The 26,518-nt window shown below is 53.4% G+C and carries 26 protein-coding genes and 1 tRNA gene; 18 read left to right on the top strand and 9 right to left on the bottom strand.

Annotated elements, in window-relative coordinates:
- Positions 1-68 precede the first annotated feature (68 nt).
- The 7 genes from AQ981_RS14745 to acnB all read left to right on the top strand — a co-directional run bounded on the left by AQ981_RS14745 (position 69) and on the right by acnB (position 8,877).
- A complete protein-coding gene (locus tag AQ981_RS14745) occupies positions 69-1,502 on the top strand; it encodes an anion permease (protein WP_058912504.1) in 1,434 nt (477 codons plus the stop codon).
- Between the two features lie 67 nt (positions 1,503-1,569).
- Positions 1,570-2,643, top strand: coding sequence for a [citrate (pro-3S)-lyase] ligase (gene citC, locus AQ981_RS14740; protein WP_058912503.1), 1,074 nt, complete (start codon positions 1,570-1,572; stop codon positions 2,641-2,643).
- Positions 2,640-2,933 (top strand): citrate lyase acyl carrier protein, encoded by a 294-nt coding sequence (citD, locus tag AQ981_RS14735; protein WP_058912502.1) that lies wholly within the window; start codon positions 2,640-2,642, stop codon positions 2,931-2,933. The genes citC and citD overlap by 4 nt, the downstream gene beginning before the upstream one ends.
- On the top strand, positions 2,930-3,814 hold the full coding sequence (gene citE / locus AQ981_RS14730) for a citrate (pro-3S)-lyase subunit beta (protein WP_058912501.1): 885 nt from the start codon (positions 2,930-2,932) through the stop codon (positions 3,812-3,814). Before citD ends, citE begins: the two co-directional genes overlap by 4 nt.
- Positions 3,815-3,823: 9 nt before the next feature.
- Positions 3,824-5,338, top strand: a complete 1,515-nt coding sequence (gene citF / locus AQ981_RS14725; protein WP_082683205.1) for a citrate lyase subunit alpha — start codon at positions 3,824-3,826, stop codon at positions 5,336-5,338.
- Between the two features lie 75 nt (positions 5,339-5,413).
- A complete protein-coding gene (gene citG, locus AQ981_RS14720; RefSeq protein WP_071608906.1) occupies positions 5,414-6,289 on the top strand; it encodes a triphosphoribosyl-dephospho-CoA synthase CitG in 876 nt (291 codons plus the stop codon).
- 11 nt (positions 6,290-6,300) lie between these two features.
- Positions 6,301-8,877: a bifunctional aconitate hydratase 2/2-methylisocitrate dehydratase gene (gene acnB, locus AQ981_RS14715; RefSeq protein ID WP_058912499.1), complete on the top strand. Its 2,577-nt coding sequence runs from the start codon at positions 6,301-6,303 to the stop codon at positions 8,875-8,877.
- 194 nt (positions 8,878-9,071) lie between these two features.
- On the opposite strand, the gene AQ981_RS14710 is transcribed toward acnB, so the two are convergent.
- Both AQ981_RS14710 and orn read right to left on the bottom strand, forming a co-directional pair.
- A tRNA-Gly gene (locus tag AQ981_RS14710) sits at positions 9,072-9,147 on the bottom strand.
- A 194-nt stretch (positions 9,148-9,341) separates the two neighbouring features.
- Positions 9,342-9,887, bottom strand: coding sequence for an oligoribonuclease (gene orn / locus AQ981_RS14705; RefSeq protein ID WP_058912498.1), 546 nt, complete (start codon positions 9,885-9,887; stop codon positions 9,342-9,344).
- Between the two features lie 167 nt (positions 9,888-10,054).
- On the opposite strand from orn, the gene rsgA reads away from it, so the two are divergent.
- The 3 genes from rsgA (at position 10,055) to mscM (ending at position 15,482) form a co-directional block, all read left to right on the top strand.
- Positions 10,055-11,110, top strand: a complete 1,056-nt coding sequence (gene rsgA, locus AQ981_RS14700) for a small ribosomal subunit biogenesis GTPase RsgA (RefSeq protein WP_058912497.1) — start codon at positions 10,055-10,057, stop codon at positions 11,108-11,110.
- A 96-nt stretch (positions 11,111-11,206) separates the two neighbouring features.
- Positions 11,207-12,121 (top strand): archaetidylserine decarboxylase, encoded by a 915-nt coding sequence (gene asd / locus AQ981_RS14695; protein ID WP_058912496.1) that lies wholly within the window; start codon positions 11,207-11,209, stop codon positions 12,119-12,121.
- Between the two features lie 22 nt (positions 12,122-12,143).
- Positions 12,144-15,482 carry a miniconductance mechanosensitive channel MscM gene (gene mscM / locus AQ981_RS14690; protein ID WP_058912495.1) on the top strand — a complete coding sequence of 1,113 codons (3,339 nt, stop codon included), beginning with the start codon at positions 12,144-12,146 and terminating at the stop codon, positions 15,480-15,482.
- Between the two features lie 60 nt (positions 15,483-15,542).
- On the opposite strand, the gene epmA is transcribed toward mscM, so the two are convergent.
- Positions 15,543-16,520, bottom strand: a complete 978-nt coding sequence (epmA, locus tag AQ981_RS14685; RefSeq protein ID WP_058912494.1) for an elongation factor P--(R)-beta-lysine ligase — start codon at positions 16,518-16,520, stop codon at positions 15,543-15,545.
- A gap of 322 nt (positions 16,521-16,842) precedes the next feature.
- On the opposite strand from epmA, the gene frdA reads away from it, so the two are divergent.
- The 4 genes from frdA to frdD are packed head-to-tail and all read left to right on the top strand — an operon-like array spanning position 16,843 to position 20,135.
- The gene (gene frdA / locus AQ981_RS14680) at positions 16,843-18,633 is read left to right on the top strand and encodes a fumarate reductase (quinol) flavoprotein subunit (protein ID WP_058912628.1); all 1,791 of its coding nucleotides are present in this window, start codon (positions 16,843-16,845) and stop codon (positions 18,631-18,633) included.
- Positions 18,626-19,360: a succinate dehydrogenase/fumarate reductase iron-sulfur subunit gene (locus AQ981_RS14675; RefSeq protein ID WP_058912493.1), complete on the top strand. Its 735-nt coding sequence runs from the start codon at positions 18,626-18,628 to the stop codon at positions 19,358-19,360. The genes frdA and AQ981_RS14675 overlap by 8 nt, the downstream gene beginning before the upstream one ends.
- Before the next feature lie 10 nt (positions 19,361-19,370).
- Positions 19,371-19,766, top strand: coding sequence for a fumarate reductase subunit FrdC (frdC, locus tag AQ981_RS14670; protein WP_058912492.1), 396 nt, complete (start codon positions 19,371-19,373; stop codon positions 19,764-19,766).
- A 9-nt stretch (positions 19,767-19,775) separates the two neighbouring features.
- A complete protein-coding gene (gene frdD / locus AQ981_RS14665) occupies positions 19,776-20,135 on the top strand; it encodes a fumarate reductase subunit FrdD (protein WP_058912491.1) in 360 nt (119 codons plus the stop codon).
- Between the two features lie 61 nt (positions 20,136-20,196).
- Here the strand turns inward: frdD and AQ981_RS14660 are convergent, their stop codons facing one another.
- Positions 20,197-20,658 carry an HIT family protein gene (locus AQ981_RS14660; RefSeq protein ID WP_058912490.1) on the bottom strand — a complete coding sequence of 154 codons (462 nt, stop codon included), beginning with the start codon at positions 20,656-20,658 and terminating at the stop codon, positions 20,197-20,199.
- Between the two features lie 103 nt (positions 20,659-20,761).
- Here AQ981_RS14660 and blc point away from each other — a divergent pair, with 103 nt between their 5' ends.
- The gene (gene blc / locus AQ981_RS14655) at positions 20,762-21,295 is read left to right on the top strand and encodes an outer membrane lipoprotein Blc (protein ID WP_058912489.1); all 534 of its coding nucleotides are present in this window, start codon (positions 20,762-20,764) and stop codon (positions 21,293-21,295) included.
- Here blc and sugE read toward each other — a convergent pair.
- The 4 genes from sugE to efp form a co-directional block, all read right to left on the bottom strand.
- Positions 21,292-21,609 (bottom strand): quaternary ammonium compound efflux SMR transporter SugE, encoded by a 318-nt coding sequence (sugE, locus tag AQ981_RS14650; RefSeq protein ID WP_058912488.1) that lies wholly within the window; start codon positions 21,607-21,609, stop codon positions 21,292-21,294. The two genes, blc and sugE, sit on opposite strands and share 4 nt — an antisense overlap.
- 269 nt (positions 21,610-21,878) lie before the next feature.
- Entirely contained in the window at positions 21,879-22,025 is a 147-nt protein-coding gene (gene ecnB, locus AQ981_RS14645) for a lipoprotein toxin entericidin B (RefSeq protein WP_058912487.1), read from the bottom strand.
- Positions 22,026-22,124: 99 nt separating this feature from the next.
- The gene (locus AQ981_RS14640) at positions 22,125-22,256 is read right to left on the bottom strand and encodes an entericidin A/B family lipoprotein (RefSeq protein ID WP_058912486.1); all 132 of its coding nucleotides are present in this window, start codon (positions 22,254-22,256) and stop codon (positions 22,125-22,127) included.
- Between the two features lie 58 nt (positions 22,257-22,314).
- On the bottom strand, positions 22,315-22,881 hold the full coding sequence (gene efp / locus AQ981_RS14635) for an elongation factor P (protein WP_058912485.1): 567 nt from the start codon (positions 22,879-22,881) through the stop codon (positions 22,315-22,317).
- Between the two features lie 40 nt (positions 22,882-22,921).
- On the opposite strand from efp, the gene epmB reads away from it, so the two are divergent.
- Complete coding sequence (gene epmB, locus AQ981_RS14630) at positions 22,922-23,950, top strand: EF-P beta-lysylation protein EpmB (RefSeq protein ID WP_058912484.1); 1,029 nt, start codon at positions 22,922-22,924, stop codon at positions 23,948-23,950.
- Between the two features lie 194 nt (positions 23,951-24,144).
- On the opposite strand, the gene AQ981_RS14620 is transcribed toward epmB, so the two are convergent.
- Positions 24,145-24,711 (bottom strand): winged helix-turn-helix domain-containing protein, encoded by a 567-nt coding sequence (locus AQ981_RS14620; RefSeq protein ID WP_058912482.1) that lies wholly within the window; start codon positions 24,709-24,711, stop codon positions 24,145-24,147.
- A gap of 458 nt (positions 24,712-25,169) precedes the next feature.
- Between AQ981_RS14620 and AQ981_RS14615 the strand changes: the two genes are divergently transcribed.
- Together AQ981_RS14615 and AQ981_RS14610 are read left to right on the top strand one after the other, a co-directional pair.
- On the top strand, positions 25,170-25,730 hold the full coding sequence (locus AQ981_RS14615) for a fimbrial protein (protein WP_058912481.1): 561 nt from the start codon (positions 25,170-25,172) through the stop codon (positions 25,728-25,730).
- A 68-nt stretch (positions 25,731-25,798) separates the two neighbouring features.
- Positions 25,799-26,488 carry a fimbrial biogenesis chaperone gene (locus tag AQ981_RS14610; protein ID WP_058912480.1) on the top strand — a complete coding sequence of 230 codons (690 nt, stop codon included), beginning with the start codon at positions 25,799-25,801 and terminating at the stop codon, positions 26,486-26,488.
- Positions 26,489-26,518 lie beyond the last annotated feature (30 nt).

The raw sequence follows: 26,518 nt of genomic DNA, 5'->3' as shown, positions 1-26,518 counted from the left end.
CATGGAGCCGCCAACAAGTCGTAAAGATTTCGAATTTTGCATGTGTGCTTTATTTTAAGGATAACGTCATGAACCATTCTAAATTACGGAATCTCTGTATTCTGTTTCTGATTCCGCTCTTGACTCTGATATTTCCCAGCCCGGAAGGGCTCTCCTCTCTATCCTGGGTATTAGCCGGTATTTACCTTGCTGCTATTGTCGGGCTGGTGACTAAACCCTTTCCTGAACCTGTGCTCTTACTGCTGGCAGTGGCAGCCTCAATGGTGGTGGTGAGCGTGATGGGCGATGGCTTATTAAAAATGTCGGCGGTGTTGAGTGGTTATGCCTCCAGCACCACCTGGCTGGTATTCTCTGCCTTCACTATCAGTGCCGCCTTTGTTTTAACCGGGCTGGGCAAACGTATCGCCTATATTCTGATCGGCAAAATCGGCGGTACTACCCTGGGCTTAGGGTATGTTACCGCTTTTCTTGACCTTGTCTTATCTCCGGCTACACCATCTAACACCGCGCGCGCCGGCGGTATTGTTCTGCCGATCATTAACAGTATTTCTCTTGCATTAGGTTCCGAGCCAGAAAGCTCCCCGCGCAAAGTTGGGCGCTATTTAATGCTGTGTGTCTACATGGTGACGAAAACCACCAGCTATATGTTCTTCACTGCAATGGCCGGGAATATCCTGGCATTGAAAATGATTGAAGACCTGATGCAGGTACACGTCACCTGGGTCGGCTGGGCGCTGGCAGCCAGTTTGCCGGGTCTTATCATGCTGCTGTTAATCCCCTACATCATCTACAAGATGAATCCGCCCGAGTTGAAAAAGGTAGATAACAAAGCGATAGCCGCTGAAGGATTACGGCAACTCGGCCCCATGTCGCGCCGGGAAAAGCTGCTCACCGCTCTGTTTGTGCTGGCGCTGCTGGGTTGGATCAGTTGTGACTTTCTGAAGCTTGATGCGTCGGCAATTGCCGTATGCGTAATGGGTCTGATGATCCTGCTGGGCATTGTTAGTTGGGATGATGTACTCAAAAACAGAGGCGGCTGGAACACGCTGGTCTGGTACGGCGGCATCATCAGTCTCAGTTCGCTATTGTCAAAAACCGGTTTCTTTAAGTGGCTGGCGCAGGTACTGGAACAAAACATCTCTTTCGGCAATCACGGTGATATCGCCTTTATCGTGATCATTTTCCTGAGCATCATTGTGCGCTATTTCTTTGCTTCCGGCAGTGCCTATATCGTCGCCATGGTACCGGTATTTGCCTTGCTGGCTAACGCTTCCGGCGCACCTGTCATGCTGACAGCTCTGGCGCTCCTGTTCTCCAACTCTTATGGCGGTTGTGTCACGCACTACGGTGGGGCCGCGGGACCGGTGATTTTCGGCGTAGGTTACAACGATATCAAATCCTGGTGGATTATCGGGTTAGTGATCACGCTGCTCACTTTTGCGCTGCAAATGACGCTCGGCGTCTGGTGGTGGGAGTTCCTGATGTCGCTCAATCTTTTGTGATGAAAACCGGCGACGCAGTAAATAGTCGCTCTGCGCGCCACATCATTTCTGTTCCCGGAAACGTTTTATGTTTAACAGTAATAAGTATCAATTCCGCCACGTAGGTCGCGGTGAACATAAAGAGTTCACCGCTATCCGCAATTTTCTGAAAGCCAGCGATCTGGGCATTGATATTTCGATCGATGTCTTCATCACGGTCTGGTATGACGAAAGGATGGTGGCGTGCGGCGGTATTGCCGGAAATATCATTAAGTGCGTGGCAATAAGTCCCGAGCTGCGTGGAGCTGGCATTGCGCTTAAACTGGCTACCGAATTAGTCCATCTCGCCTATGAACGCGGCCACAGCCATCTGTTTTTGTACACCAAAACCAGCAATGAGACTTTATTCCGCGACTGTGGGTTCTTCCCGATTGTCGACGTGCCGGGTACAGTCGTTCTGATGGAAAACAGTTGTTGCCGGTTAAACCGCTACGTACAGCAACTGGAATCGCTACGCCGACCGGGTAACACCATCGGCTGCATCGTAATGAACGCCAACCCTTTCACCCTGGGCCATCAATATCTGGTCGAACAGGCCGCAGCACGCTGCGACTGGTTGCACCTGATGCTGGTGCGTGAAGATGCTTCCGCATTCAGCTACGAAGATCGCCTGGCTATGGCGCAAGCCGGTACTCAACATATCACCAATTTAACGCTACATGCAGGTTCGGAATATCTGATTTCGCGCGCTACATTCCCCTGCTATTTCATTAAAGATCAAAGCATTATCAATCACTGCCATACCGAAATCGATCTTAAGATCTTCCGCCATTATATCGCCCCGGCACTGGGTATCACTCACCGTTTTGTCGGCGAAGAGCCGTTCTGCCAGCTCACGGCTCGCTATAACCGGGATATGTACCACTGGCTGCAAACGCCGGAATTACGTTTCCCACCGGTTGAGGTCGTGGAAATTTCACGCAAAACCTGCGGCGGAGAGCCGATTTCCGCTTCCCGGGTACGCAAGTTACTGGCCCGGCACGATATGGCGGCGATTGCCGAACTGGTGCCACCAGGCAGTCTGCAACGATTACAACAACTTCAGGCTCTACGGACGTCGCGGCACGCCACGTCCAGACCTGTTTTATCGGGAGAATCATGAAAATCATACGTGAAGCCGTAGCCGGCACGCTGGAGTCCAGCGACGTGATGATCCGCGTCGCGCCGCTGAACCACGACTATATCGATGTGGTGATCAACAGTCTGGTAATCAAGCAATTCGGTAATGCGATCCGCCAGACGGTCACGGAGGTACTCCATTCACTGGACGTCAGCGGCGTTCAGATCATGGTAGACGACAAAGGCGCGCTGGATTGCATACTGCGCGCGCGTCTGCAAACCGCATTGATGCGCGCCAGCGGTGAATTAGCGGAATGGGAGAAACTGCAATGAGTGACAAAGTCCGTCGTAGCATGCTGTTTGTTCCGGGAGCGAACGCCGCGATGATTAGCAACGCTTTCATCTACCACGCAGACGCCATTATGTTCGATCTCGAAGATTCCGTCGCTCTGCGTGAAAAAGATGCAGCGCGCATGCTGGTGTTTCACGCTTTGCAACACCCCCGCTACCGGACGCAGGAAACCGTGGTACGCGTCAACCCACTGGATTCCAGCTTCGGCTTACAGGATCTTGAAGCGGTAGTACGGGCAGGCGCCGACGTAGTGCGTATGCCGAAAACCGACTGCGCACAGGACGTTGTAGATATAGAACGGGAAATCACCCGCATTGAACAGGCCTGCGGGCGTGAACCTGGCTCCACCGGTTTACTGGCGGCTATTGAATCAGCGCATGGCATCACCCAGGCCAACGCCATTGCCCACGCTTCGCCACGTCTGATCGGCATCGCGCTGGGTGCAGAAGATTATGTACGTGACCTGCGTACCGAACGCTCCCCGGAAGGCACTGAACTGTTGTTCGCCCGCTGCGCCATTTTGCAGGCGGCGCGTTCCGCTGGTATCGCCGCGTTCGATACCGTCTACAGCGACGCCAGTAACGAAGAGGGATTCATCCGCGAAGCGCAGTTGATTAAACAACTGGGCTTTGACGGTAAATCGCTGATTAATCCCCGCCAGATTGAACTGTTACATAACATCTTTGCGCCAACCCACAGCCAGTGCGAATTTGCCCGTCGGGTGATTGAAGCGGCAGAAGCCGCAGAGCGTGCCGGCTCAGGAGTGGTGTCATTAGACGGCAAGATGGTTGATAGCCCAATCATTGCCCGTGCGCAGTGGGTACTGCAGCGTGCGCAGTTGTCCGGCATGCGTAATGAGTGAGGGAAAAGTATGAGTAATCAAACAATTTCACGCAGCGATCGTGTAGGTATGTGTAATGAGCTGGCCGAAGCCTGGGTGCCGATTTCCAAAGCCAATGAGCTGGCGAGTAAACCGCGTAACCGCAAGTTATGCGCTTCACTCGAAGAGGCCATCCGTCGCAGCGGCCTGCGTGATGGGATGACTATTGGCTTCCATCATGCTTTTCGCGGCGGCGATTTAACTGTTAATCTGGTGATGGAACGCCTGGCGCATATGGGATTTAAAAACCTCACCCTGGCCTCCAGTTCCCTCACTGATTGCCACTCCCCGTTAATCAAGCATATTCAGGACGGGGTAGTGAGAAAAATATATACCTCTGGCCTGCGCGGGCCGCTGGCGGAAGCGATTTCTCTGGGCGCGCTGGCGGAACCGGTACAAATCCATTCCCACGGCGGCCGGGTCCATTTAATTCAATCCGGCGAGTTAAAAATTGATGTCGCGTTTCTCGGGGTTCCCGCATGCGATGAATTTGGCAACGCGAACGGCTATCAGGGCAGCGCCTGCTGCGGTTCTTTAGGGTACGCTCAAACCGATGCAGCCTACGCCCACTGCGTAGTAATGCTCACCGAAGCCATTGAACCTTTTCCACATAAACCCGCCAGCATTCACCAGGATCAGGTCAACCTGGTGGTGAAAGTGGATCAAGTGGGAGACGCGGCGAAAATCGGCGCCGGCGCCACCCGCATGACCTCCAACCCACGTGAATTACTGATAGCCCGTTACGCCGCAGACGTCATTGAACATTCTGGTTACTTTCGCCCTGGTTTTTCGCTGCAAACCGGCACCGGCGGCGCTTCGCTGGCGGTAACCCGCTTTCTGGAAGACAAGATGACGCGTAAGAACATCCGCGCTCGCTTCGCACTGGGTGGTATTACTTCCACCATGGTGAAACTCCATGAACAGGGGTTAATTGAGAAGCTGCTTGATGTACAAAGCTTTGACAGTGAGGCAGCGCAGTCCCTGGCGCGCAACCCCGGGCATTTAGAGATAAGCGCCAACCAGTACGCCAATTTCGGCAGTAAAGGCGCAGCGGTGGATCAATTGGATATCGTGGTGCTCAGCGCACTGGAGATTGACACCCAATTCAATGTCAACGTACTGACCGGCTCCGACGGGATGATGCGCGGCGCCTCCGGCGGCCACTGCGACACCGCCGCCTGCGCCAAAATGGCAGTGATTGTCGCCCCGCTGGTACGCGGGCGGATCCCTACCCTGGTGAAGCAAGTGCTTACCTGTATTACACCCGGTACCAGCGTTGATGTACTGGTCACCGATCAGGGTATCGCCGTTAACCCTGCCCGCCCTGAATTAGCGGAACGCCTGAGCTGTGCAGGTCTACCGGTGGTAGCCATTGAAGAGCTGGAACGGCGCGCGCAAGAGCTAACCGGAGAACCTGACCCCATCGCTTTTACCAGACGTCCTGTCGCGGTGGTGCGCTATCGCGATGGCTCAGTGATTGATGTGGTGTACCAGGTTCAGGCATAAAGAGAGGACGGCATGATCACTGCGCCATCAGCAATAGAACATCCCCTCCCTTCAGGTCATTGCCGACCGGCATGGATGGCACATTGTGCAACGCTTGGGCTACAGGCCATGCTGACTGAGGTTGCCCTCACGCCCAAACCCGGACTCGTGGACAGCGCCAACAGCGGCGCGCATAGCGACATGTCGTTTGATGACTTCCAGCGCAGCGCCACAGTCATCGCCGACTGGCTACCGGCGTTTATGCAGGCCGGATTAACCGGCGCAACATTGCCGGGAGAAACACTGCTGGCGCGCATACGCGTACCGGGTTTTTCCTGCGAAAGAGCGATGCTGGCCGCTACCGCGGGCGTCAATACACACAAGGGCACCATTTTCGCCCTGGGATTGCTCTGTACGGCAATCGGCGCACTCAGCGGGCGCAGTGAGACGCTGACTCAGCAGCGTCTCAGCCAGGAAGTTGCGCGGATTTGCTGCGGTATTGTGGAGCGCGAACTGCAACACAGCGCCCAGCGCAAGACCGCCGGACAGCGGATTTATCATCAATATGGCATCAGCGGCGCACGCGGTGAGGCGGCCTCCGGTTTTCAAACCGTGATGACAGTCGGCCTGCCAACGCTGCGGGCATTTCGCGCCCGCGGGGTCAGCGAGGATATTGCGCTCCTGGAAGTGTTATTACGTCTGATCCACGTCAATCACGACACCAACGTTATCGCCCGCGGCGGTATCGAAGGGCTGCGCTGGATACAGCGCCGTGCCGGAGAATTGCTCGCCGCTGGCGGCATGCGTCAGCGACATGCCCTGCGCAAACTGACCGATTTTGACAGCCAATGTATCGCCCGGCGGCTGAGCCCCGGCGGCAGCGCCGACTTACTGATAATCACCTGGTTTCTTTCACACTTTCCGGCGGGCATGGCGCGTGCAAACGGCTATCCGGCCTCATTACACTATTGAAGGAGTGGAGCATGCTTACCGAATATCGCCGCGCGGCGGCACAGCGTGAGGCGCAGGGAATACCCCCAGCGCCGCTGAATGCAGAACAAACCCGGGCGCTGACCGCGCTGCTGCAGACGCCGCCGTCGGGAGAAGAAGCGTTTATCCTCAATCTGTTTAGCCAACGAGTACCGCCGGGAGTCGATGAGGCCGCGCAGGTAAAAGCGGAATTTCTGGCGCATCTGACGCGCGGTGAGCTAAGTTCGCCGCTAATTGACGCCAGACAGGCCATTGAGTTGCTGGGTACCATGCTGGGAGGATACAACGTACAGCCGCTGATTGACGCCCTGGACAACCCCCGTTTAGCCCCCGACGCCGTGAAAGCGCTGTCGCATACCCTGTTAATCTTTGATAATTTTTCCCGGATAGAGGCAAAAGCCAGGCAGGGCAATGGCCATGCTCACGCCGTCCTGGAGGCGTGGGCCCGCGCCGACTGGTTTATTACCCGCTGCCCGCTACCGGAAAAGCTCACCGTCACCGTGTTTAAAGTGCCTGGCGAAACCAACACTGACGATCTCTCCCCGGCGCCGGAAGCCTGGTCGCGCCCGGATATTCCGCTGCACGCCCTGGCGATGCTGAAAATTCCCCGTGACGGTATCGAACCGGATGAACCAGGTAAAGTGGGCCCGCTCCGGCAAGTCAACGAACTGAAAAAAAAGGGGTATCCGCTGGCTTATGTCGGTGATGTGGTCGGTACCGGATCATCACGTAAATCGGCGACTAATTCCCTGCAGTGGTACATGGGCAATGACATCCCCGCAGTACCGAATAAGCGTAGCGGCGGTGTAGTACTGGCCGGTAAAATCGCACCGATTTTCTTTAATACCCTGGAAGACGGGGGCGCACTGCCCATTGAAATGGATGTCAGCCGCCTGAATAGCGGTGATGTGATAGATATCTGGCCGCTACGCGGCGAGGTGTGCCGGCACGGCGAAAGCGAGCCGATCGCCACATTCAATCTGAAGACTGATGTGCTGCTGGATGAAGTGCGCGCCGGAGGCCGTATCCCACTGATTATCGGCCGCCATCTGACCGCCAGAGCGCGTAAAGCATTAGAAATGCCGGAAGGCTTACTGTTTCGCCAGTCGTCGCCACCGGAATACCAAAAAGGTTTTACCCTGGCGCAGAAAATTGTCGGTCGCGCCTGCGGCTTAGCTGGCGTGCGCCCTGGACAATATTGCGAGCCACGAATCCATTCGGTGGGCTCACAGGATACCACTGGTACTATGACGCGCGATGAACTGAAAGACCTTGCCTGTTTATCCTTCAGCGCGCCGCTGGTCATGCAATCATTCTGCCACACCAGCGCGTATCCGAAACCGGTGGATTTAACCATGCAGCAAACGCTGCCCGATTTCTTTACCGCACGCGGCGGCATCGCTCTGCGCCCTGGCGACGGCATCATTCACTCATGGCTGAACCGGATGATATTGCCGGATACCGTCGGTACCGGCGGCGATTCGCACACCCGTTTCCCGGTGGGGATTTCATTTCCAGCCGGCTCCGGTCTGGTCGCGTTCGCCGCAGCAACCGGCGTGATGCCTCTGGACATGCCGGAATCGGTACTGGTGCGCTTCTATGGCGAGATGCAGCCCGGGATCACGCTGCGCGACCTGGTGCACGCTATCCCCTATTTCGCCATAAAAGCAGGTTTACTGACGGTAGAAAAACAGGGGAAGAAAAACATCTTCTCCGGACGCATTCTGGAGATCGAGGGGCTACCGCACCTGAAAGTCGAGCAGGCATTTGAGCTGGCCGATGCATCAGCGGAGCGCTCGGCTTCAGGTTGCACGATTCGCCTGGATAAAGCACCAGTTGAAGAGTATCTGCGTTCTAACGTCACGCTGTTGAAGTGGTTGATCGCTGAAGGTTATCAGAATCGCGAAACGCTGGAACGGCGCATCGGCGAAATGGAACTGTGGCTGGCAAATCCGCAGTTGCTGGAACGTGATGAAGATGCGGAATACGCCGCGGTACTGGAGATCGATCTGGCGCAGATTAACGAACCAATTCTTTGCGTGCCAAACGATCCCGACGATGTGCGTTTGCTGTCTGAGGTCGCCGGACGTAAGATCGACGAAGTGTTTATCGGTTCCTGTATGACGAATATCGGCCATTTCCGCGCCGCGGGTAAGTTACTGGCGCAGAACCGGAAAGCTTTACCCTGCAAATTGTGGCTGGCGCCGCCCACTCGTATGGATGCACAGCAACTGGAACAGGAAGCATACTACGCGATTTATCAACGCAGCGGCGTACGTACCGAACCGCCCGGCTGTTCACTCTGCATGGGCAACCAGGCGCGAGTGGCGGAGGGCGCAACCGTGGTCTCAACTTCAACGCGCAATTTCCCCAATCGGCTGGGCACCGGCGCCCAGGTTTACCTGGCCTCCGCGGAGTTAGCGGCAGTCGCGGCGATCGGCGGGCATCTACCGACAGTAGAACAGTATCACCAGGCAATGGCCGGGGTGAATGCTGAACAAGCGGATACTTACCGCTATCTGAATTTTGACCGTATTGAGACATATATAAAGAAGGCAGAAGAAGTCTAAGCGCAGTCTCAAACCAAATGGGTGCCGGAGACGATCCCGGCCCCTTTCTCTACCATGGCAGTAACGCTGCGTTATTCTGCCGGCAAAAAGCCAATCATAACGACGAACAGGTTATGGAATTCACAAGGGAAATTATTACTGACGCGAATGGTCAAATTTTACGTAGCACTGCCCGGTAGACAATGAAAAGAGACTGGAGCGGGAAACGAGACTCGAACTCGCGACCCCGACCTTGGCAAGGTCGTGCTCTACCAACTGAGCTATTCCCGCTTAGCGTAACACTGCATTTTTGCATCGTTACGGGAGGCGCATTATACGAGAATTCATGCCCGCTGCAAGCCCTGAAACGTAAATTCTCCTGCTTTTTGTCTGTTTGCCGGTAAAATCGACAAAATGACGATTTTACCGGCAATTCAGCCGCCATTTACGTCCCCGGGTCCGCATTCCCTGCGCCCCCCTGTGACTTACAGTTTTATGAAATTTTCCCGGTAATACGCCAGTTCAGCCACAGACTCGCGAATATCGTCCAGCGCCTGGTGGGTATTCTGCTTTTTAAAACCGGGCAGAATATCCGGCTTCCAGCGCCGGGCCAGTTCTTTAAGGGTGCTCACGTCCAGATAGCGGTAATGGAAATAGGCTTCCAGTTCCGCCATGTATTTGAACAGAAAGCGCCGATCCTGGCCGACACTATTGCCGCAAATCGGGGAAATACCCGGCGGCACCCACTCACGGAGAAACGCCAGCGTTTCCAGTTCAGCGGCGCGGTCGTCCAGTTGACTGGCCTTTACCCGCTCAACCAGACCGCTGCCGGTGTGAGTACGAACGTTCCAGTCATCCATCAGCGCCAGTTGCTCATCGCTCTGATGCACGGCAATCACCGGCCCTTCCGCGAGAATATTCAGATTCGCGTCAGTAACCAGCGTCGCAATCTCAATAATGCGATCGCGTTGCGGATCGAGCCCGGTCATTTCCAAATCAATCCAGATCAGATTGTTTTCACTTGCACTCATAATCAGACTCCGCCCTCTTCTTTTGCGGCTTTCTCATCGGTAATGATCGAGAAATCGTATAAAGTTATGCTGTCCCCGCCGCTTACCTGTGATGAGCAATTGCGGGAGGCCGCCTTGTGTGTATCATAGAGGTTTTGCCCGTCAGGGGCGACCAGGAGCCAGCACGATTGAGTAAAAATAAACTCTCCAAAGGTCAGCAACGCCGTGTGAAAGCAAACCACCAGCGCCGGCTTAAACACACCGCGGAGAAGGCTGATTACGACGATAATCTGTTTGGTGAACCGCGCGAAGGTACGGCGATCAGCCGTTTTGGTATGCATGCGGATATCGAATCCGCTGACGGGACCATCCATCGCTGTAATATCCGCCGTACAATCCGCTCGCTGGTTACCGGCGATCGCGTAGTCTGGCGACCAGCGAAAGAGGTCGCGGAAGGGGTAACCATCAGCGGTATTGTCGAAGCCGTCCACGAACGGACTTCAGTCCTGACGCGCCCGGACTACTACGACGGCGTAAAACCTATTGCCGCCAATATCGATCAAATCGTGATCGTATCCGCGATCCTGCCTGAGCTATCCCTGAATATCATCGATCGCTATCTGGTAGCCTGCGAAACGCTGGAAGTCGAACCACTGCTGGTGCTCAACAAAACCGATCTGCTGGATGACGAGGGTATGGCATTCGTCAATGAGCAGATGGATATCTACCGCGATATCGGTTACCGGGTACTGATGGTTTCCAGCCACCGTCATAATGGCCTGGAGGATCTTGAGGCCGCTCTTACCGGGCGGATCAGCATTTTCGCGGGCCAATCCGGGGTCGGAAAATCCAGCCTGCTGAATGCGCTGTTGGGGCTGACTGACGAACAGATCCTCACCAATGATGTTTCCGACGTGTCCGGTCTTGGCCAGCACACCACCACGGCAGCGCGCCTTTACCACTTCCCGCACGGCGGCGATGTTATCGACTCCCCCGGGGTACGGGAATTTGGCCTGTGGCACCTTGAGCCGGAACAAATTACCCGCGGCTTTGTCGAATTCCATGACTATCTGGGCCACTGTAAATATCGCGACTGCCGCCATGATACCGACCCCGGCTGCGCAATCCGCGAAGCCGTCGAGCGTGGTGATATCGCCGAAAGCCGGTTTGAAAACTACCACCGCATTCTGGAAAGCATGGCGCAGGTAAAAACGCGTAAAAGCTTTTCGGAAACTGACGACTGATCACTAAGCTGAGTTACGTCAACACCACCTTTATCCCGGGTCTGGCTGGTAACGCCAGGCCCGGAATAACAGAAACCATTTAGCCTGGAGGCTACCTTGTTAAACAACATTAAACTTTCTCTCCAGTACATTTTGCCAAAATTGTGGCTTACCCGCCTTGCGGGTTGGGGAGCAAGAAAGCGCGCCGGCTGGCTGACCAAACTGGTCATCGACCTGTTCGTCAAATACTACAAGGTCAACATGGATGAAGCACAGCGGTCAGACACCGCCAGCTACCGTACCTTTAATGATTTCTTTGTCCGCCCATTGCGTGAAGAGGTGCGGCCAGTCAATACCGATCCTAATGTGCTGGTAATGCCCGCCGATGGCGTCATCAGCCAGTTGGGCGCCATTGCTCATGACAAAATCATGCAGGCCAAAGGCCACGATTACACCCTGGAGGCACTGCTGGCGGGCAACTACGGGATGGCGGAAAAATTCCGCGACGGCACCTTTGTCACCACATATCTTTCTCCCCGGGATTATCACCGCGTCCATATGCCCTGTAACGGCATTCTGCGCGAAATGATATATGTCCCGGGCGATCTGTTCTCCGTAAACCATCTGACTGCGCAAAATGTCCCCAATCTGTTCGCCCGTAATGAGCGGGTCATCTGCCTGTTCGATACCGAATTTGGTCCTATGGTGCAGATTCTGGTCGGCGCCACCATTGTCGGCAGCATCGAAACGGTCTGGGCTGGCACCATTACGCCGCCCCGTGAAGGTATTATCAAACGCTGGACCTGGCCGGCCGGCGAAGAAGAAGGCTCTATTGCACTATTGAAAGGCCAGGAGATGGGACGTTTCAAACTGGGTTCGACGGTGATTAACCTGTTCACGCCGGGTAAAGTAACCCTGGCCAGCCATCTGGAAAGCCTGTCCGTCACACGGCTTGGCGAACCGTTGGCCTTTGCGGTATCCACGCCGCTGGAGACACCGGATGACTCCCCTGCCGGGCAACCGGCGCCTTAATTAATAATAAAGGTAGACTGACGTGCGCCTGATTATCACTGTCCTGATGGCCTGGTGCCTCAGCCTGGGGGCCTATGCCGCGACGGCCCCCGACGCCAAACAAATCACCCAGGAGCTGGAGCAGGCGAAAAATGCCAAAAACCAGCCCCAGCAAACAGAAATTGTCGATGCGCTGCAGTCGGCTCTGAACGCGCTGGAAGAGCGTAAAGCCTCGCTGGAGCGCGTCGAACAATATCAGAAGGTTATCGACGATTTTCCCACTCTGACGCAAACCCTGCGCCAGCAACTGGCCGGCGTGCCGGAAGAGCCGCGTAAAGTCCCGGACGGCCTGACGATTGACGCCCTCAATCAGGAAATTCTCCAGGTCAGCAGTCAGTTACTGGACAAAAGCCGTCTGGCGCAACAGGAGCAGGAGCGGGCACGCGATATTGCAGACTCTCTGGCTCAGCTCCCCCAGCAGCAAACCGACGCGCGCCGCCAGTTAAGCGAAATCGAACGTCGCGCCGCCCTGTCAGCCACGGCCTCCACCCCGCTCGCTCAGGCACAACTTTATGCGCAACAGGCTGAATCGGCACGCCTGAAGGCGCTGGTCAATGAACTGGAACTGGCGCAACTCTCCGCCAGTAACCGGCAGGAACTGGCGCGCCAGCGCGCTGGCGTAGCGCAGAAACAGAGCGCGCAACTGGATACCTATCTTCAGGCGCTACGTAATCAGCTCAGTAGTCTGCGCCAGAAAGAGGCGGAGCGGGCGCTGGAGAGTACCGAGCTGTTGGCTGAAAACAGCGCCGATCTCCCGCCCGCAATTGTCGAGCAATTCAAAAATAACCGTGAGCTTTCGCTGGCCCTGAATCAACAATCCCAGCGTCAGGACCTGGTCGCCTCTCAACAGCGCCAGGCGGCCAGCCAGACACAGCAGGTTCGTCAGGCACTAACGACGCTTCGCGAACAGTCGCAGTGGCTGGGAGTTTCCAATGTGCTCGGCGAAGCGCTGCGCGCCCAGGTGGCGCGATTGCCGGAAATGCCCAAACCACAGCAGTTAGATACCGAACTGGCTCAGTTACGCGTTGAGCGACTGCGTTATGAAGAGCAGCTCAGCAAACAAACCCAACTCCAGCAAATGCGGCAACCTGACGGCACGGAACTGACCAGCGAGCAAAAACGGATTCTCGACGCCCAGTTGCGCACTCAGCGATCATTGCTCAATTCGCTGCTCCAGGGCAGCGATACTCTGATACTGGAATTAACTAAACTGAGGGTGGCCAACAGCCAACTGGAAGACGCTCTCAAAGAGGTGAATGAAGCCACCCATCGCTATCTGTTCTGGACCGCCGATGTCAGTCCATTATCCCTCGGCTGGCCGGTTGAGGTGGTTCAGGATCTCCAGAGCCTGCTGTCGCTGGATACATTCAGCCAGTTGGGTAAAGCCACCATGATGATGTTGACCAGCCAGGAAACGCTGCTGCCGCTGTTCGGCGCCCTGATTCTGGTGGGTTTCAGCATCAGTTCCCGGCGCCATTTCACCGCGTTCCTCGAACGCTCCAGCGCCCGGGTCGGTAAAGTCACTCAGGATCACTTTTTCCTGACCATCCGTACCCTGTTCTGGTCGATTCTGGTGGCCTCGCCGCTGCCGGTATTGTGGGCCACCCTGGGGTTCGGTCTCGGTGAATCCTGGCTGTATCCGATAGCCGTCGCCATCGGCAATGGCGTCACCGCCACAGTACCGCTACTGTGGGTGGTGATGATCTGCGCCACCTTCGCCCGTCCCAACGGCCTGTTCGTGGTACATTTTGGCTGGCCGCGCGAACGGGTGGTCCGGGCGATGCGTTACTATCTGATGAGCATCTTTTTCATCGTGCCGCTGATTATGGCGCTCATCATGTTCGATAACCTCAACGATCGGGAGTTCTCCGGTACCCTGGGGCGCCTGTGCTTTATCCTGATCTGCGGCGCGCTGGCGATAGTCACGCTGAGCCTGAAACGCGCTGGTATTCCGCTCTATCTCGACAAAGAAGGCAACGGCGACAATGTGATTAACCGCCTGCTGTGGAATTTGATACTTTGCGCGCCGCTACTGGCGCTGCTGGCGGCGGCAGTCGGCTATCTCGCCACGGCGCAGGCGCTACTGGCGCGCCTTGATACATCGGTCGCTATCTGGTTCCTGTTGCTGGTGGTTTATCATGTTATTCGTCGCTGGATGTTGATTCAGCGACGCCGTCTGGCTTTCGATCGCGCCAAACACCGCCGCGCCGAGATGCTGGCCCAGCGCGCCAGGGGCGAAGAAGAACCGGCCCATCAACACAGTACGGAAGGCAGCGCCGAGACCATAGAAGAGCCGGAAGTCGATCTCGACGTCATTAGCGCCCAGTCGCTGCGCCTGGTGCGTTCCATTTTGACACTCATCGCCCTGCTGTCGGTGATTTTCCTGTGGTCGGAAATTCACTCCGCCTTCGGTTTCCTGGAGAACATTTCGCTGTGGGATGTCACCTCAACCGTGCAGGGGGTGGAAAGCCTCGAACCCATCACGCTGGGGGCGGTGCTGATCGCCATTCTGGTGTTTATTGTCACCACGCTGCTGGTGCGCAATCTTCCGGCGCTGCTGGAGCTGGCGATCCTTCAGCATCTGGATCTAACGCCCGGTACCGGTTATGCCATTACCACCATCACCAAATATCTCCTGATGCTGATTGGCGGTCTGGTTGGTTTCTCGATGATCGGTATCGAATGGTCAAAACTGCAATGGCTGGTCGCGGCGCTCGGCGTCGGGCTTGGTTTTGGGCTGCAGGAGATTTTCGCCAACTTTATTTCCGGTCTGATTATTCTGTTTGAAAAACCGATTCGCATTGGCGATACCGTTACCATCCGCGATCTCACTGGCAGCGTGACCAAAATCAACACCCGCGCCACCACCATCAGCGACTGGGACCGCAAAGAGATCATCGTGCCGAACAAGGCATTTATCACCGAGCAGTTCATCAACTGGTCACTATCCGACTCGGTGACTCGTGTGGTCTTGACCGTACCAGCGCCATCAGATGCCAATACGGAAGAAGTCACCCGGATTCTGCTCAACGCCGCACGCCGCTGCTCGCTGGTCATTGATAATCCGCTTCCGGAGGCCTTCCTGGTGGATCTGCAGCAGGGGATTCAGATCTTCGAACTGCGTATTTATGCTGCGGAAATGGGGCACCGTATGCCGCTGCGCCATGAGATGCATCAGTTGATTCTGCAGGGATTCCGCGAACACGGTATCGATATGCCGTTCCCGCCTTTCCAGATGCGCCTGGAAAGCCTCGGCGGCAAGAAAAGCGGCCAGACGCTGAGTTCGGCAGGAAGACGTACCCGTACGCCTGGCAGCTTATAAACGCAACGCCCTCCGGTCGGAGGGCGTTTTACTTTTTTACATCGCCAGCGGTCGCGGTTATCAGGCGCGATCCACCGTAAAGGCAATCACCTCTGACAGGCGTTCCGCATTCAGCGCCAGCATGATCAGGCGATCCACACCCAACGCCACGCCGGAACAATCCGGCATTCCCGCCTGCAAGGCTTCCAGTAAGTGGTGATCGATCGGCTGCTGCGGTAAGCCGCGAGCCGCTCGCTTACGATTATCCTGCTCGAAACGCTGCTGCTGCTCCCGGGCATCGGTCAATTCATGGAAACCATTCGCCAGCTCAATTCCCCTGAAGTAAACCTCAAACCGCTCCGCCACACGATGGTCTTCCGCGCTGATCTGCGCCAGCGCCGCCTGGGTGGCCGGGAAGTGGTATATAAAAGCAGGGCGTTCTTTGCCTATCTTTGGCTCCACGCCCATCGTGAACAGCAGTTGCAGCAGCGTGTCGCGATCTTCTTCCACATCAGCAATATTACTGAGATCCAACTTCGCCGCCACTTCGCGCAGTTGGGTTTTGTCCGCCGACAGCGGATCGATCTCAAGGTGACGCAAAAACGCCTGCTGATAGGAGAGGCTTTCCGCCGCATCGCACTCCAGCACCTGCTGCAACAGATCGTCCACTTCGTTCATCAGGCGATACATGTCGTAGTGCGGGCGATACCACTCCAGCATGGTAAATTCCGGGTTATGGTGCCGCCCCATCTCTTCATTACGGAAATTGCGGCAGATTTGGTAGATCGGACCACATCCGGCGGCCAGCAGGCGCTTCATGTGGTATTCCGGGCTGGTCATCAAATAGAGATTCATGCCTGAGGAGTGACCGGGACCGACGAAACGGGTTTCGAACGGAAACATATGTACATCCGTTACCGTTGCCTGGCTCATGCAAGGGGTTTCCACCTCCAGTACGCCGCGGTCGCAAAAAAAGCGTCGTATCTCCGCAACCAATTGAGCGCGCTTAAGTAAATTGGGGATGGAAGCGCTCGGCTGCCAGAGGGCCGCTTCGCTCATAATCTTTTCTCCTGATTCAGACAAGGCCCGGAAGTCTACTCGGATCCAGCCACAGAGACAAATTTTGCACAGTCAAACGACAAAGATACATTTATTCAAAACAATGATTCATTCCACAAAATCATCAACAAAGGTGATAATTCAGGATCGAGAACAACAAAATAATCGAACGCGTCAAATTTCCACAGGATCCCCCCGGTTATACTACTGTCCCCATGAAGGAGCAGTGGAACCCATTCCGCAATGAGCAGCATCTTCCTCGGTGGTCTATACCTTTGAGCAGAACATCATTGTGGAACAACAAAAAAACTGGAGGAATGTCGTGCAAACTTTTCAAGCCGATCTCGCCATTATTGGTGCTGGCGGAGCTGGTCTGCGAACCGCAATTGCGGCGGCGCAGGCTAACCCTCAGGCAAAAATTGCTCTGATATCGAAAGTCTACCCAATGCGTAGCCATACCGTTGCTGCCGAAGGCGGTTCCGCAGCTGTCACTCAGGACCACGACAGCTACGAATACCATTTTCATGACACGGTTGCCGGAGGAGACTGGCTCTGCGAGCAGGACGTCGTGGACTATTTCGTTCACCACTGTCCGACAGAGATGACCCAGCTTGAGCAGTGGGGATGTCCCTGGAGCCGTAAGCCGGATGGCGCTGTCAACGTGCGGCGTTTTGGTGGTATGAAGATCGAACGCACATGGTTCGCCGCAGATAAAACCGGCTTCCATATGCTTCATACTCTGTTCCAGACCTCCCTGCAATTCCCCCAGATTCAGCGTTTCGATGAGCACTTTGTTCTGGATATTCTGGTAGATGATGGCCACGCCCGCGGCCTGGTCGCCATGAGTATGATGGAAGGTACGCTGGTGCAAATTCGCGCTAACGCCGTCGTGCTGGCGACCGGCGGCGCCGGGCGCGTCTATCGCTACAACACTAACGGCGGCATTGTTACCGGCGATGGTATGGGGATGGCGCTGAGTCACGGCATACCGCTGCGCGATATGGAATTTGTACAGTATCACCCCACCGGCCTGCCGGGCTCCGGTATTCTGATGACTGAAGGCTGCCGCGGTGAAGGCGGTATTCTGGTGAATAAAAACGGTTATCGCTATCTCCAGGACTACGGTATGGGTCCGGAAACGCCGCTGGGCGAACCGAAAAACAAATATATGGAACTCGGCCCGCGTGACAAAGTGTCCCAGGCTTTCTGGCACGAGTGGCGTAAAGGCAACACGATCTCCACTCCGCGCGGCGATGTCGTTCATCTCGATCTGCGCCACCTCGGCGAGAAAAAACTGCTTGAACGTCTGCCCTTTATTTGTGAACTGGCGAAAGCCTACGTGGGCGTTGATCCGGTTAAAGAACCAATTCCGGTGCGCCCCACCGCTCACTACACCATGGGCGGCATCGAAACCAACCAGCAGTGTGAAAGCCGGATTAATGGCCTGTTCGCGGTTGGCGAATGTTCTTCCGTCGGGCTGCATGGCGCAAACCGCCTTGGTTCCAACTCCCTCGCCGAACTGGTGGTGTTTGGCCGTCTGGCCGGTGAGCAGGCCATCGAACGCGCTGCTACCGCGCCGGAAGCCAATGACGCGGCGCTGGAAGCCCAGGCTAATGATGTTGAACAGCGCCTGAAGGCACTGGTGAACCAGGAAGGCAGCGAAAACTGGTCGAAGATCCGCGATGAAATGGGTATCAGCATGGAAGAAGGCTGCGGTATTTACCGTACGCCGGAGCTAATGCAAAAAACCGTCGACAAGCTGGCGGAATTGCAGGAGCGCTTTAAGCGCGTACGCATTACCGACAACTCCAGCGTTTTCAACACTGACTTGCTGTACACCATCGAGCTGGGCCACGGCCTGAACGTCGCTGAATGTATGGCACACTCCGCACTGGCGCGTAAAGAGTCCCGCGGCGCCCATCAGCGTCTGGACGAAGGATGTACCGAGCGTGATGACGTCAACTTCCTGAAACACACACTCGCTTTCCGCGATGCGGATGGTACAACGCGCCTGGAATACAGCGATGTGAAGATCACCACACTGCCGCCGGCAAAACGCGTCTACGGCGCTGAAGCAGAAGAAGCCGAGAAGAAGGAGACGGCGAATGGCTGAGATGAAAACCATGAAAATCGAGGTGGTGCGTTATAATCCGGAAACCGATAACGCCCCGCAAAGCGCCTTTTATGATGTTCCCTGGGATGAGCAGACCTCTCTGCTCGACGCGCTGGGTTACATCAAAGACAATCTGGCGCCCGATCTGAGTTACCGCTGGTCATGCCGTATGGCAATCTGCGGATCCTGCGGCATGATGGTCGACAACGTGCCAAAACTGGCCTGTAAAACCTTCCTGCGCGATTACCCCAACGGCATGAAGGTGGAAGCGCTGGCCAACTTCCCGATTGAGCGCGATCTGGTGGTCGATATGACCCACTTTATTGAGAGCCTCGAGACTATCAAGCCTTACATTATCGGCAATCCACGCACGCCCGATCAGGGTCCAAACAAGCAGACGCCGGCGCAAATGGCGAAGTATCACCAATTCTCCGGCTGCATAAACTGCGGTCTGTGCTATGCGGCCTGCCCGCAGTTTGGTCTGAATCCGGAATTCATTGGCCCGGCTGCGATTACCCTTGCGCACCGTTACAATCTGGATAGCCGCGATCATGGTCAGAAAGAGCGTATGCCGCAACTGAACAGCCCGAACGGCGTCTGGACCTGTACCTTCGTGGGCTTCTGTTCTCAGGTGTGTCCGAAGCACGTCGACCCCGCCGCTGCCATTCAGCAGGGTAAAGTCGAAAGTGCGAAAGATTTCCTGATCGCCACCCTGAAACCACGCTAAGGAGTGCATGATGATGACGAAACGTAAGCCATATGTACGGACCATGGCCCCCAACTGGTGGCAGAAGTTAGGCTTCTATCGCTTCTATATGCTGCGTGAAGGCACCTCTGTTCCGGCGGTCTGGTTCAGTATTGTTTTACTCTGCGGACTGTTCTCCCTGAAGAATGGCCCGGAATCCTGGGCCGGGTTTGTCGGGTTCTTGCAAAATCCCATCGTGGTGATCATTAATTTGATCGCTCTGGCGGCAGCGCTACTGCATACCAAAACCTGGTTTGAACTGGCGCCGAAAGCGGCCAATATCATCGTGAAAGATGAAAAGATGGGGCCGGAACCCATCATTAAGGGATTGTGGGCCGTGACGATTCTTGTCACCGTAATCGTTCTGTTTGTCGCTCTGTTCTGGTAAGGAGGCGCCGTGATTAATCAAAATCCTAAACGTTCCGATGAACCCGTATTCTGGGGTCTGTTCGGCGCCGGCGGCATGTGGGGCGCTATCGTCGCGCCGGTGATTGTTCTGCTGATTGGCATTATGCTGCCACTGGGGCTATATCCGGGAGACGCGCTAAGCTATGAGCGTGTTCTGGCCTTCGCCCAGAGCTGGATCGGCCGGCTGTTCATCTTCCTGATGATCGTTCTGCCTCTGTGGTGCGGCCTGCACCGTATTCACCATGGTATGCACGACCTGAAAATCCATGTCCCTTCCGGGAAGTGGGTATTCTACGGACTGGCAGCGATTCTGACTGTCGTCACGCTGATTGGTATTGTATCGATCTAATCTGTTCATTGATGTCAAAGGCTCGCCGCGGCGGGCCTTTTTTATTAACGTCACCGGTCGTTCAGCAATCGCAAGCGCGGATATGAGCAGCCAACGCAGCCAGTTTCTCATCATCCGCCCGCCCACAGTCATGAGACGACAGATAACCCGGATACTGGCTAAAAAACGTGGTCTGGCGGCTTTCAATCGGCTGCCACTGCGCCAGATCGCCAGTGCCATGCATAGGGCTGAGCTTGCTGTGCACGTGATCCACGCCAAAACCTTCAAAAAACATCCCGGTGCGGCCAACATCCGGAAAAGCGCTATCAAGCAGCCGGGCCACTTTTTTGGTCGCCAGCATTAATTCCGTCAAAACGCGATCGTCAAGATCGAAGGCGTAACTGGGGTGGTGCTGTTTCGGTATCACCACGCTAAACCCTTCGGTATTGGGGAAAATAGATAAAAAGGCCAGATGGCGATCGTCTTCCCAAATCTTATGGCAGGGAGCCTGCCCGGCGACTATTTGACAAAAAATACACGCCACATTGTTCTCCTTCAAACGCACATCATGATAATAAATTCACTGCCGATCCCTGACTGCCGGGATCCTGTTCTACACTTAGCCAGAAAATAACCGGGAAATCACCATGAAAATATGGCCGATTGTAACAGTGATTAGCGCCGCCGTTCTGATTACCGCCTGCCAGTCCCCCACGCCGCCACGCGGCGTTACCGTAGTGGAAAACTTTGACGCGCAACGTTACCTGGGCACCTGGTATGAAATCGCCCGGCTGGAAAATCGCTTTGAGAAAGGTCTTGAACAGGTCACCGCGACCTACAGCCTGAACAACGACGGCACACTGCGGGTGGTTAATCGCGGTTTCGACCCGAATAAACAGCGCTGGCAGCAAAGCACCGGAAAAGCGAAATTCACCGGTAAACCGACGCGGGCGGCGCTGAAAGTCTCTTTCTTCGGCCCCTTCTACGGCGGCTATAACGTCATCGCCCTGGATAACGAATATCGTTATGCACTGGTATGCGGGCCAAACCGCGATTATCTGTGGCTCCTGTCGCGCACTCCGGCAATCAATGCAGACGTGAAACAGGAGCTTCTCAGCGCGGCGGCCCGCCAGGGATTCGCTATTAACCAATTACGGTGGGTGAAGCAGGAAAAGGATTAATGGCTGCTTAACTTAAGTCCAATAATGCCGACAACGATACAGGCCAGGCTGGCAATACGCGCCAGACTGGCGGATTCCCCCAGCAGCAGGATGCCCGCCGTCGCCGCCCCTACGGCGCCAATACCGGTCCATACCGCATAAGCCGTGCCCGCAGGCAGGGTTTTCATCGCCCAGGCAAGCAGGAGAATACTGATGATCATTGCGGTGATAGTGACAACGCTGGGCCCCGGACGGCTGAAACCATGGGTATACTTCAGGCCAATCGCCCAAACGACTTCCAGTAAACCAGCGATAAAAAGAATGAACCAGGACATAGTGTTTCCCCTGAACAGATGGGGCCGTCCCCGCTTGTCGATACGCTTACGGGTCGTCCCGTAAGGTTTGAATGCAGGTTTCGATTCTCACCTGACAGCGCGGTATTTTCAAGCATCCAGCAAACGCAATCGCTGCCTGATTGACTATGAACAGAGCAATTCACATTACGTAACTACTGCAAAATAGAGAACAAGCGAAGGCCAAAACCGCCAGTTACGTTAACACAATAAAATAACGGCACAGCACGACGCCGTGCCGCTTAGCCCGATTACTGCTGGGCTTTCGTGGCAGCGCCGGATATCGCCGAACCACCTTCCTGAATATCCTCGCCTACGCCGCGCGTGGTGTTACATGCGGTCAACAGCGATGAAAACACAAGTACAGAGAAAAACGCGGCAATGGCTTTTTTGATCATAGTCTCTTCCTTCTATGGCGTGATTATTGGTGTATGCCTCTTAAAGCATAGCCAAAAACTGCGGCCAGCGCCGAAAGGAGCTATTAAAAGAAAGGAAAATCAGCTGGCGGCGTCGGAAATGATTCCACCCAGCTCTTTAATATCTTCGCCCACGCCACGTGTCGTGTTGCAGCCACTCAGTAACGCGCCGCTGAGCATCGCCAGAAAAAGAAAGGTTACGATTCGGTTCATCTTCCCTGCCCTCGAATGAGCGGCGGCGTGAACAGTGCCACGCCGCAAACCTCACGAATTACTTCACGCGAGAAACGTATTCGCCGGAGCGAGTGTCAACCTTGATGACTTCGCCAATCTGGACAAACAGCGGAACCTTAACCACGGCGCCAGTGCTCAAAGTGGCAGGTTTGCCGCCGGTACCAGCAGTATCGCCTTTCAGGCCCGGATCGGTATCGATGATTTCCAGTTCCACAAAGTTAGGTGGCGTCACGGAGATCGGCTGACCGTTCCACAGAGTAACGATACATTCCGCCTGATCCAGCAGCCATTTTGCATTATCGCCTACCGCCTTAGCATCAGCAGCCAGCTGTTCAAAAGTGTCATTGTTCATGAAGTGCCAGAACTCACCGTCGTTGTACAGGTAAGTCAGGTTGACGTCCATGACGTCCGCACCCTCTGCGGAATCGGTGGATTTAAACGTCTTCTCAACGCGGGTGCCGGTCAGCAGGCGGCGCAGTTTGACGCGGGCAAATGCCTGCCCTTTGCCCGGTTTAACGAATTCGCTGGATTCGACCGCATACGGTTCGCCATCCATCATGATTTTAAGACCGGCACGAAAATCGTTGCTAGAATAAGTCGCCATAAGGCCCTCTGAAATTGTTAACTGGTAGCTAAGCCAAAAAATGGCACACATTGTAACCCTAAACGCCCCATCCAGAGAAGATTGGTTATCGCAACTTGCCGATGTTGTAACCGATCCGGACGAATTGCTGCGTATTTTAAATATAGAAGCAAACCCGGAGCTGCAGGCAGGCCGCGAAGCTCGCAAGCTGTTTCCCCTGCGAGTGCCGCGAGCTTTTATCGCCAGAATGGAGAAAGGCAATCCAGGCGATCCGCTGTTACGTCAGGTATTAACCTCTCGCTCGGAGTTTCTTACTGCGCCGGGATTCAGCACCGATCCACTGGAAGAACAGCACAATGAGGTGCCGGGGTTACTCCATAAGTACCGCAACCGCGCGCTGATGATTGTGAAAGGCGGTTGTGCGGTCAACTGCCGCTACTGCTTCCGACGCCATTTCCCGTATGGGGAAAATCAGGGTAATAAGCGCAACTGGCAGATAGCACTGGATTACATCACAACGCACACCGAACTTGATGAAATCATTTTCTCCGGCGGCGATCCGTTAATGGCGAAAGACCATGAACTGGACTGGCTTATCACACAACTGGAAACCATCCCGCACATTAAACGTCTGCGGATTCACAGTCGCCTTCCGGTAGTCATTCCCGCCAGAATCACACAAACGCTGGTGGATCGCCTGGCGGCGTCCCGCTTGCAGGTTTTACTGGTGAGCCATATCAACCATGCCAACGAAATTGATGATGAATTCACAAAAGCAATGCGCATGTTGCGGATGGCAGGCATTACCCTGTTGAATCAAAGCGTACTACTGCGCGGTGTAAATGATAGTGCTGATACACTGGCTCGCCTCAGCAATGCGCTATTCGATACCGGGATACTGCCTTATTACCTGCACGTTCTCGATAAAGTACAGGGCGCCGCGCATTTTTTGGTCAGCGATGAAGAAGCACAACAAATCATGCGACAATTGCTGGCACGTATTTCAGGCTACCTGGTTCCCACATTGACGCGGGAAATAGGCGGTGAGCCCAATAAAACCCCTATAGATCTGAAACTAAAACAGCAGTAATAATGATAAAGATCAGACTATTAAAAAATTCACTGAAAGCAATTAGCAAGAAAAATTTGTTGTTTTTATGTTTAATTAATCCTGCAAAAAACTATTTTTTTGATGTATTCATTAGCTTATCAACATGCCTTTTCATTATAAATAAACATCATAAACCACACGAGATTGAACACAAAAACCTCAAAAACTTTTAATTAAAAATGTCTTAAATACAATGAGATAACTTCAAGAAAAGAAAACAAAATTAACAGCAACACCGTTACTTTCGCCAAACACAGGGGATATTCTCTTCCTCCTTTCTTTATGCTGTCAACAGGGAGGCTTTTCATATCTTTAACTAATTCATCACTGAATAGTTCTACAACTACATCACCATTTTTTTCTGCATTACTCTCCAGTTGCTCAGGTGAAAGCATCTTCACATAGTTTACTACTGTCCCTGGCGCGAGGGTGAATCCTTTACGCCGAACAGTAATGATAATATCTTGCGTCACTCCTGCTTTCTTTAGTGATTTCCTTAACAAGGAGATGTTCTGATAGAAAGTATTGTGTGAAACAACAATACCTTTCGACATCCATACCTCTTCAAGAAAATCATCTCTTGAAACTACCTTTCCATACCGTTCAATCAGCAACTGAAAACAGCGCGCCGTAGGATCATTGAGGATAATTTCATCTCCGCCAGAATGCAGAGAAATCAGACGATTTTCATTCACATAAAAAATTATTTCATCAGCTATAACAATACTGCTTAATGACATCTCATCCCCCAGAAATCTATTAAAAATAACCCTATCCATGAACGATAAGGTTCACTTATACATGCATGAAGCATTTCATAAAACTATTATACGGATGGATATCAATAAGTTCATACATTTTAATTGCATTCAGAATATGACCACTTATCTTATTTATCCATGTCACGTTACTATGTGCTCCAGGTGATTACACCATGAAAACAAATTATATAAAAAATAAATAAAAAACAAAATCACATACTAAAATAAAAATATGAAGTTAAAATTCAATAAATTTCACACGAAAACGAATAAAAAACAAAATACCATGCGCAACGTGTTTCAAGGTGGAAGCATCTTTCTTACTCATCAGTAGAAATGTTATCTATCCTGACACCAGTGGGTAGCGACCATTCGAACCTTCAGCGGCGGTGGCGTCTACTTTTAAGGACGAATTAAAACTTTTAGGATCTAAAGAAATGAAAAAAAGTATTCTTGCTGTACTGGTTGCCGCAACTGCGGTACTGAGTGGTCAAGCGTTTGCTCTGAATACAGCACAGGTAGTTATCCATGGTAAAGTCACTGACGCAAACAACTCTTGTGATGTAACACCTGGTGGCGCCATTACTGGTGGTACTGTTGTACTGGATGATATTACCGATGCAACTGCAAACCAACTGGCGAATAACACATTATCTCCGGCTCACGCTAAAGATATTGTTTATAAAGTAGAAAACTGTATGAATGCTGGTGTTCCGGCAACTGGCCTGAAAGTAACGGTTACTGGTACTAACAGTACCAGTAACGATATCCTTGACAACGAAGCGGCTGCTCCGGCTGCGGGTGTTGGTCTGGGCATGACTCGTAACAGCGCACGTGTTAAATTTGACGGCTCTGCAGCTTCAACAATGACTGAAGCTTATACTGTAGGTACTCCAACCATTCTGACCTACAAAGTCAGCTATGTAAAACTGCCAGGCGCAACTGTAACTAAAGGTGATGTTAAAGGTGTAGCAACCTTCACTATTACTTATCCGTAATTAGTAATTAGCACTCAGAGCCTGCTGTTTGCAGGCTCCTTTGATTTGTATTTATTTGAGAGAGAACTATGCGTAAGTCATTATTTAAACTGGCAACAGTTATTGTGCTTTTCACTAGTGTAACTGCCTATGCTGGTGTGGTGATCGAATCGACGCGTTACCTTTACAAAGAAGGATCTCGTGAGATCAGTGCTCAATTAGATAATAAAGACGACACGCCTTATCTTATAAAATCATGGATTGAAGCGGAAAAAGGGAAAGCACCAAACTTTATGGCAACGCCTCCTCTGTTCCGACTTGAGGCGAAACAAAACAATACTATTCGTATATTCCCTACAGTAAACATATCAAATGCACCGAAAGACAGGGAGTCAGTATATTTTTTCAACGTAATGTCAATCCCCCCTTCGGATGATAACCACGCTGATAGTAATACATTGCAATTAGCTGTCCGTCATAGAATGAGATTAATTTATCGGCCTAAAGCAATACAGGAATTATCTATTAACGAAGAGTCTAAAAAACTAGAGTGGCGTAGAACGAATAATAAAATAACTCTAAAGAACCCTACTCCTTTTTTCTTTTACTTCGATTCAGTGAAAATTAATGGTAAAGAGATAAGAGAAGTAGTATTGCATGTTGAAGCAATGTCTTCAAAAGAGTTTACCCTACCTGTAGGGATCACTGGTTCAAACATATCATGGCAGATAGTGAACGATCATGGTGGTACTGGTCCCCTAAATAATTTCGGGATCTAATTTTCATTTAATTAGTAAATTAGCAGGGTA

It is taken from the genome of Entomohabitans teleogrylli (assembly GCF_001484765.1).
Lineage (GTDB): Bacteria > Pseudomonadota > Gammaproteobacteria > Enterobacterales > Enterobacteriaceae > Entomohabitans > Entomohabitans teleogrylli.
Note: the sequence above shows the minus strand (reverse complement) of the source record. Positions and strands in the feature narration are given on the sequence as shown.

Bases quoted from the DNA above. Each gene is read 5' to 3' on its own strand.
- AQ981_RS14615 (WP_058912481.1), top strand. From the start codon at position 25,170: ATGAAAAAAAGTATTCTTGCTGTACTGGTTGCCGCAACTGCGGTACTG.
- citC (WP_058912503.1), top strand. From the start codon at position 1,570: ATGTTTAACAGTAATAAGTATCAATTCCGCCACGTAGGTCGCGGTGAA.
- AQ981_RS14620 (WP_058912482.1), bottom strand. From the start codon at position 24,711: ATGTCATTAAGCAGTATTGTTATAGCTGATGAAATAATTTTTTATGTG.
- epmA (WP_058912494.1), bottom strand. From the start codon at position 16,520: ATGAGCGAAGCGGCCCTCTGGCAGCCGAGCGCTTCCATCCCCAATTTA.
- AQ981_RS14745 (WP_058912504.1), top strand. From the start codon at position 69: ATGAACCATTCTAAATTACGGAATCTCTGTATTCTGTTTCTGATTCCG.
- sugE (WP_058912488.1), bottom strand. From the start codon at position 21,609: ATGTCCTGGTTCATTCTTTTTATCGCTGGTTTACTGGAAGTCGTTTGG.
- ecnB (WP_058912487.1), bottom strand. From the start codon at position 22,025: ATGATCAAAAAAGCCATTGCCGCGTTTTTCTCTGTACTTGTGTTTTCA.
- blc (WP_058912489.1), top strand. From the start codon at position 20,762: ATGAAAATATGGCCGATTGTAACAGTGATTAGCGCCGCCGTTCTGATT.
- epmB (WP_058912484.1), top strand. From the start codon at position 22,922: ATGGCACACATTGTAACCCTAAACGCCCCATCCAGAGAAGATTGGTTA.
- frdC (WP_058912492.1), top strand. From the start codon at position 19,371: ATGATGACGAAACGTAAGCCATATGTACGGACCATGGCCCCCAACTGG.
- citF (WP_082683205.1), top strand. From the start codon at position 3,824: ATGAGTAATCAAACAATTTCACGCAGCGATCGTGTAGGTATGTGTAAT.
- AQ981_RS14675 (WP_058912493.1), top strand. From the start codon at position 18,626: ATGGCTGAGATGAAAACCATGAAAATCGAGGTGGTGCGTTATAATCCG.
- AQ981_RS14640 (WP_058912486.1), bottom strand. From the start codon at position 22,256: ATGAACCGAATCGTAACCTTTCTTTTTCTGGCGATGCTCAGCGGCGCG.
- orn (WP_058912498.1), bottom strand. From the start codon at position 9,887: ATGAGTGCAAGTGAAAACAATCTGATCTGGATTGATTTGGAAATGACC.
- citE (WP_058912501.1), top strand. From the start codon at position 2,930: ATGAGTGACAAAGTCCGTCGTAGCATGCTGTTTGTTCCGGGAGCGAAC.
- AQ981_RS14610 (WP_058912480.1), top strand. From the start codon at position 25,799: ATGCGTAAGTCATTATTTAAACTGGCAACAGTTATTGTGCTTTTCACT.
- citD (WP_058912502.1), top strand. From the start codon at position 2,640: ATGAAAATCATACGTGAAGCCGTAGCCGGCACGCTGGAGTCCAGCGAC.
- acnB (WP_058912499.1), top strand. From the start codon at position 6,301: ATGCTTACCGAATATCGCCGCGCGGCGGCACAGCGTGAGGCGCAGGGA.
- citG (WP_071608906.1), top strand. From the start codon at position 5,414: ATGGCACATTGTGCAACGCTTGGGCTACAGGCCATGCTGACTGAGGTT.
- efp (WP_058912485.1), bottom strand. From the start codon at position 22,881: ATGGCGACTTATTCTAGCAACGATTTTCGTGCCGGTCTTAAAATCATG.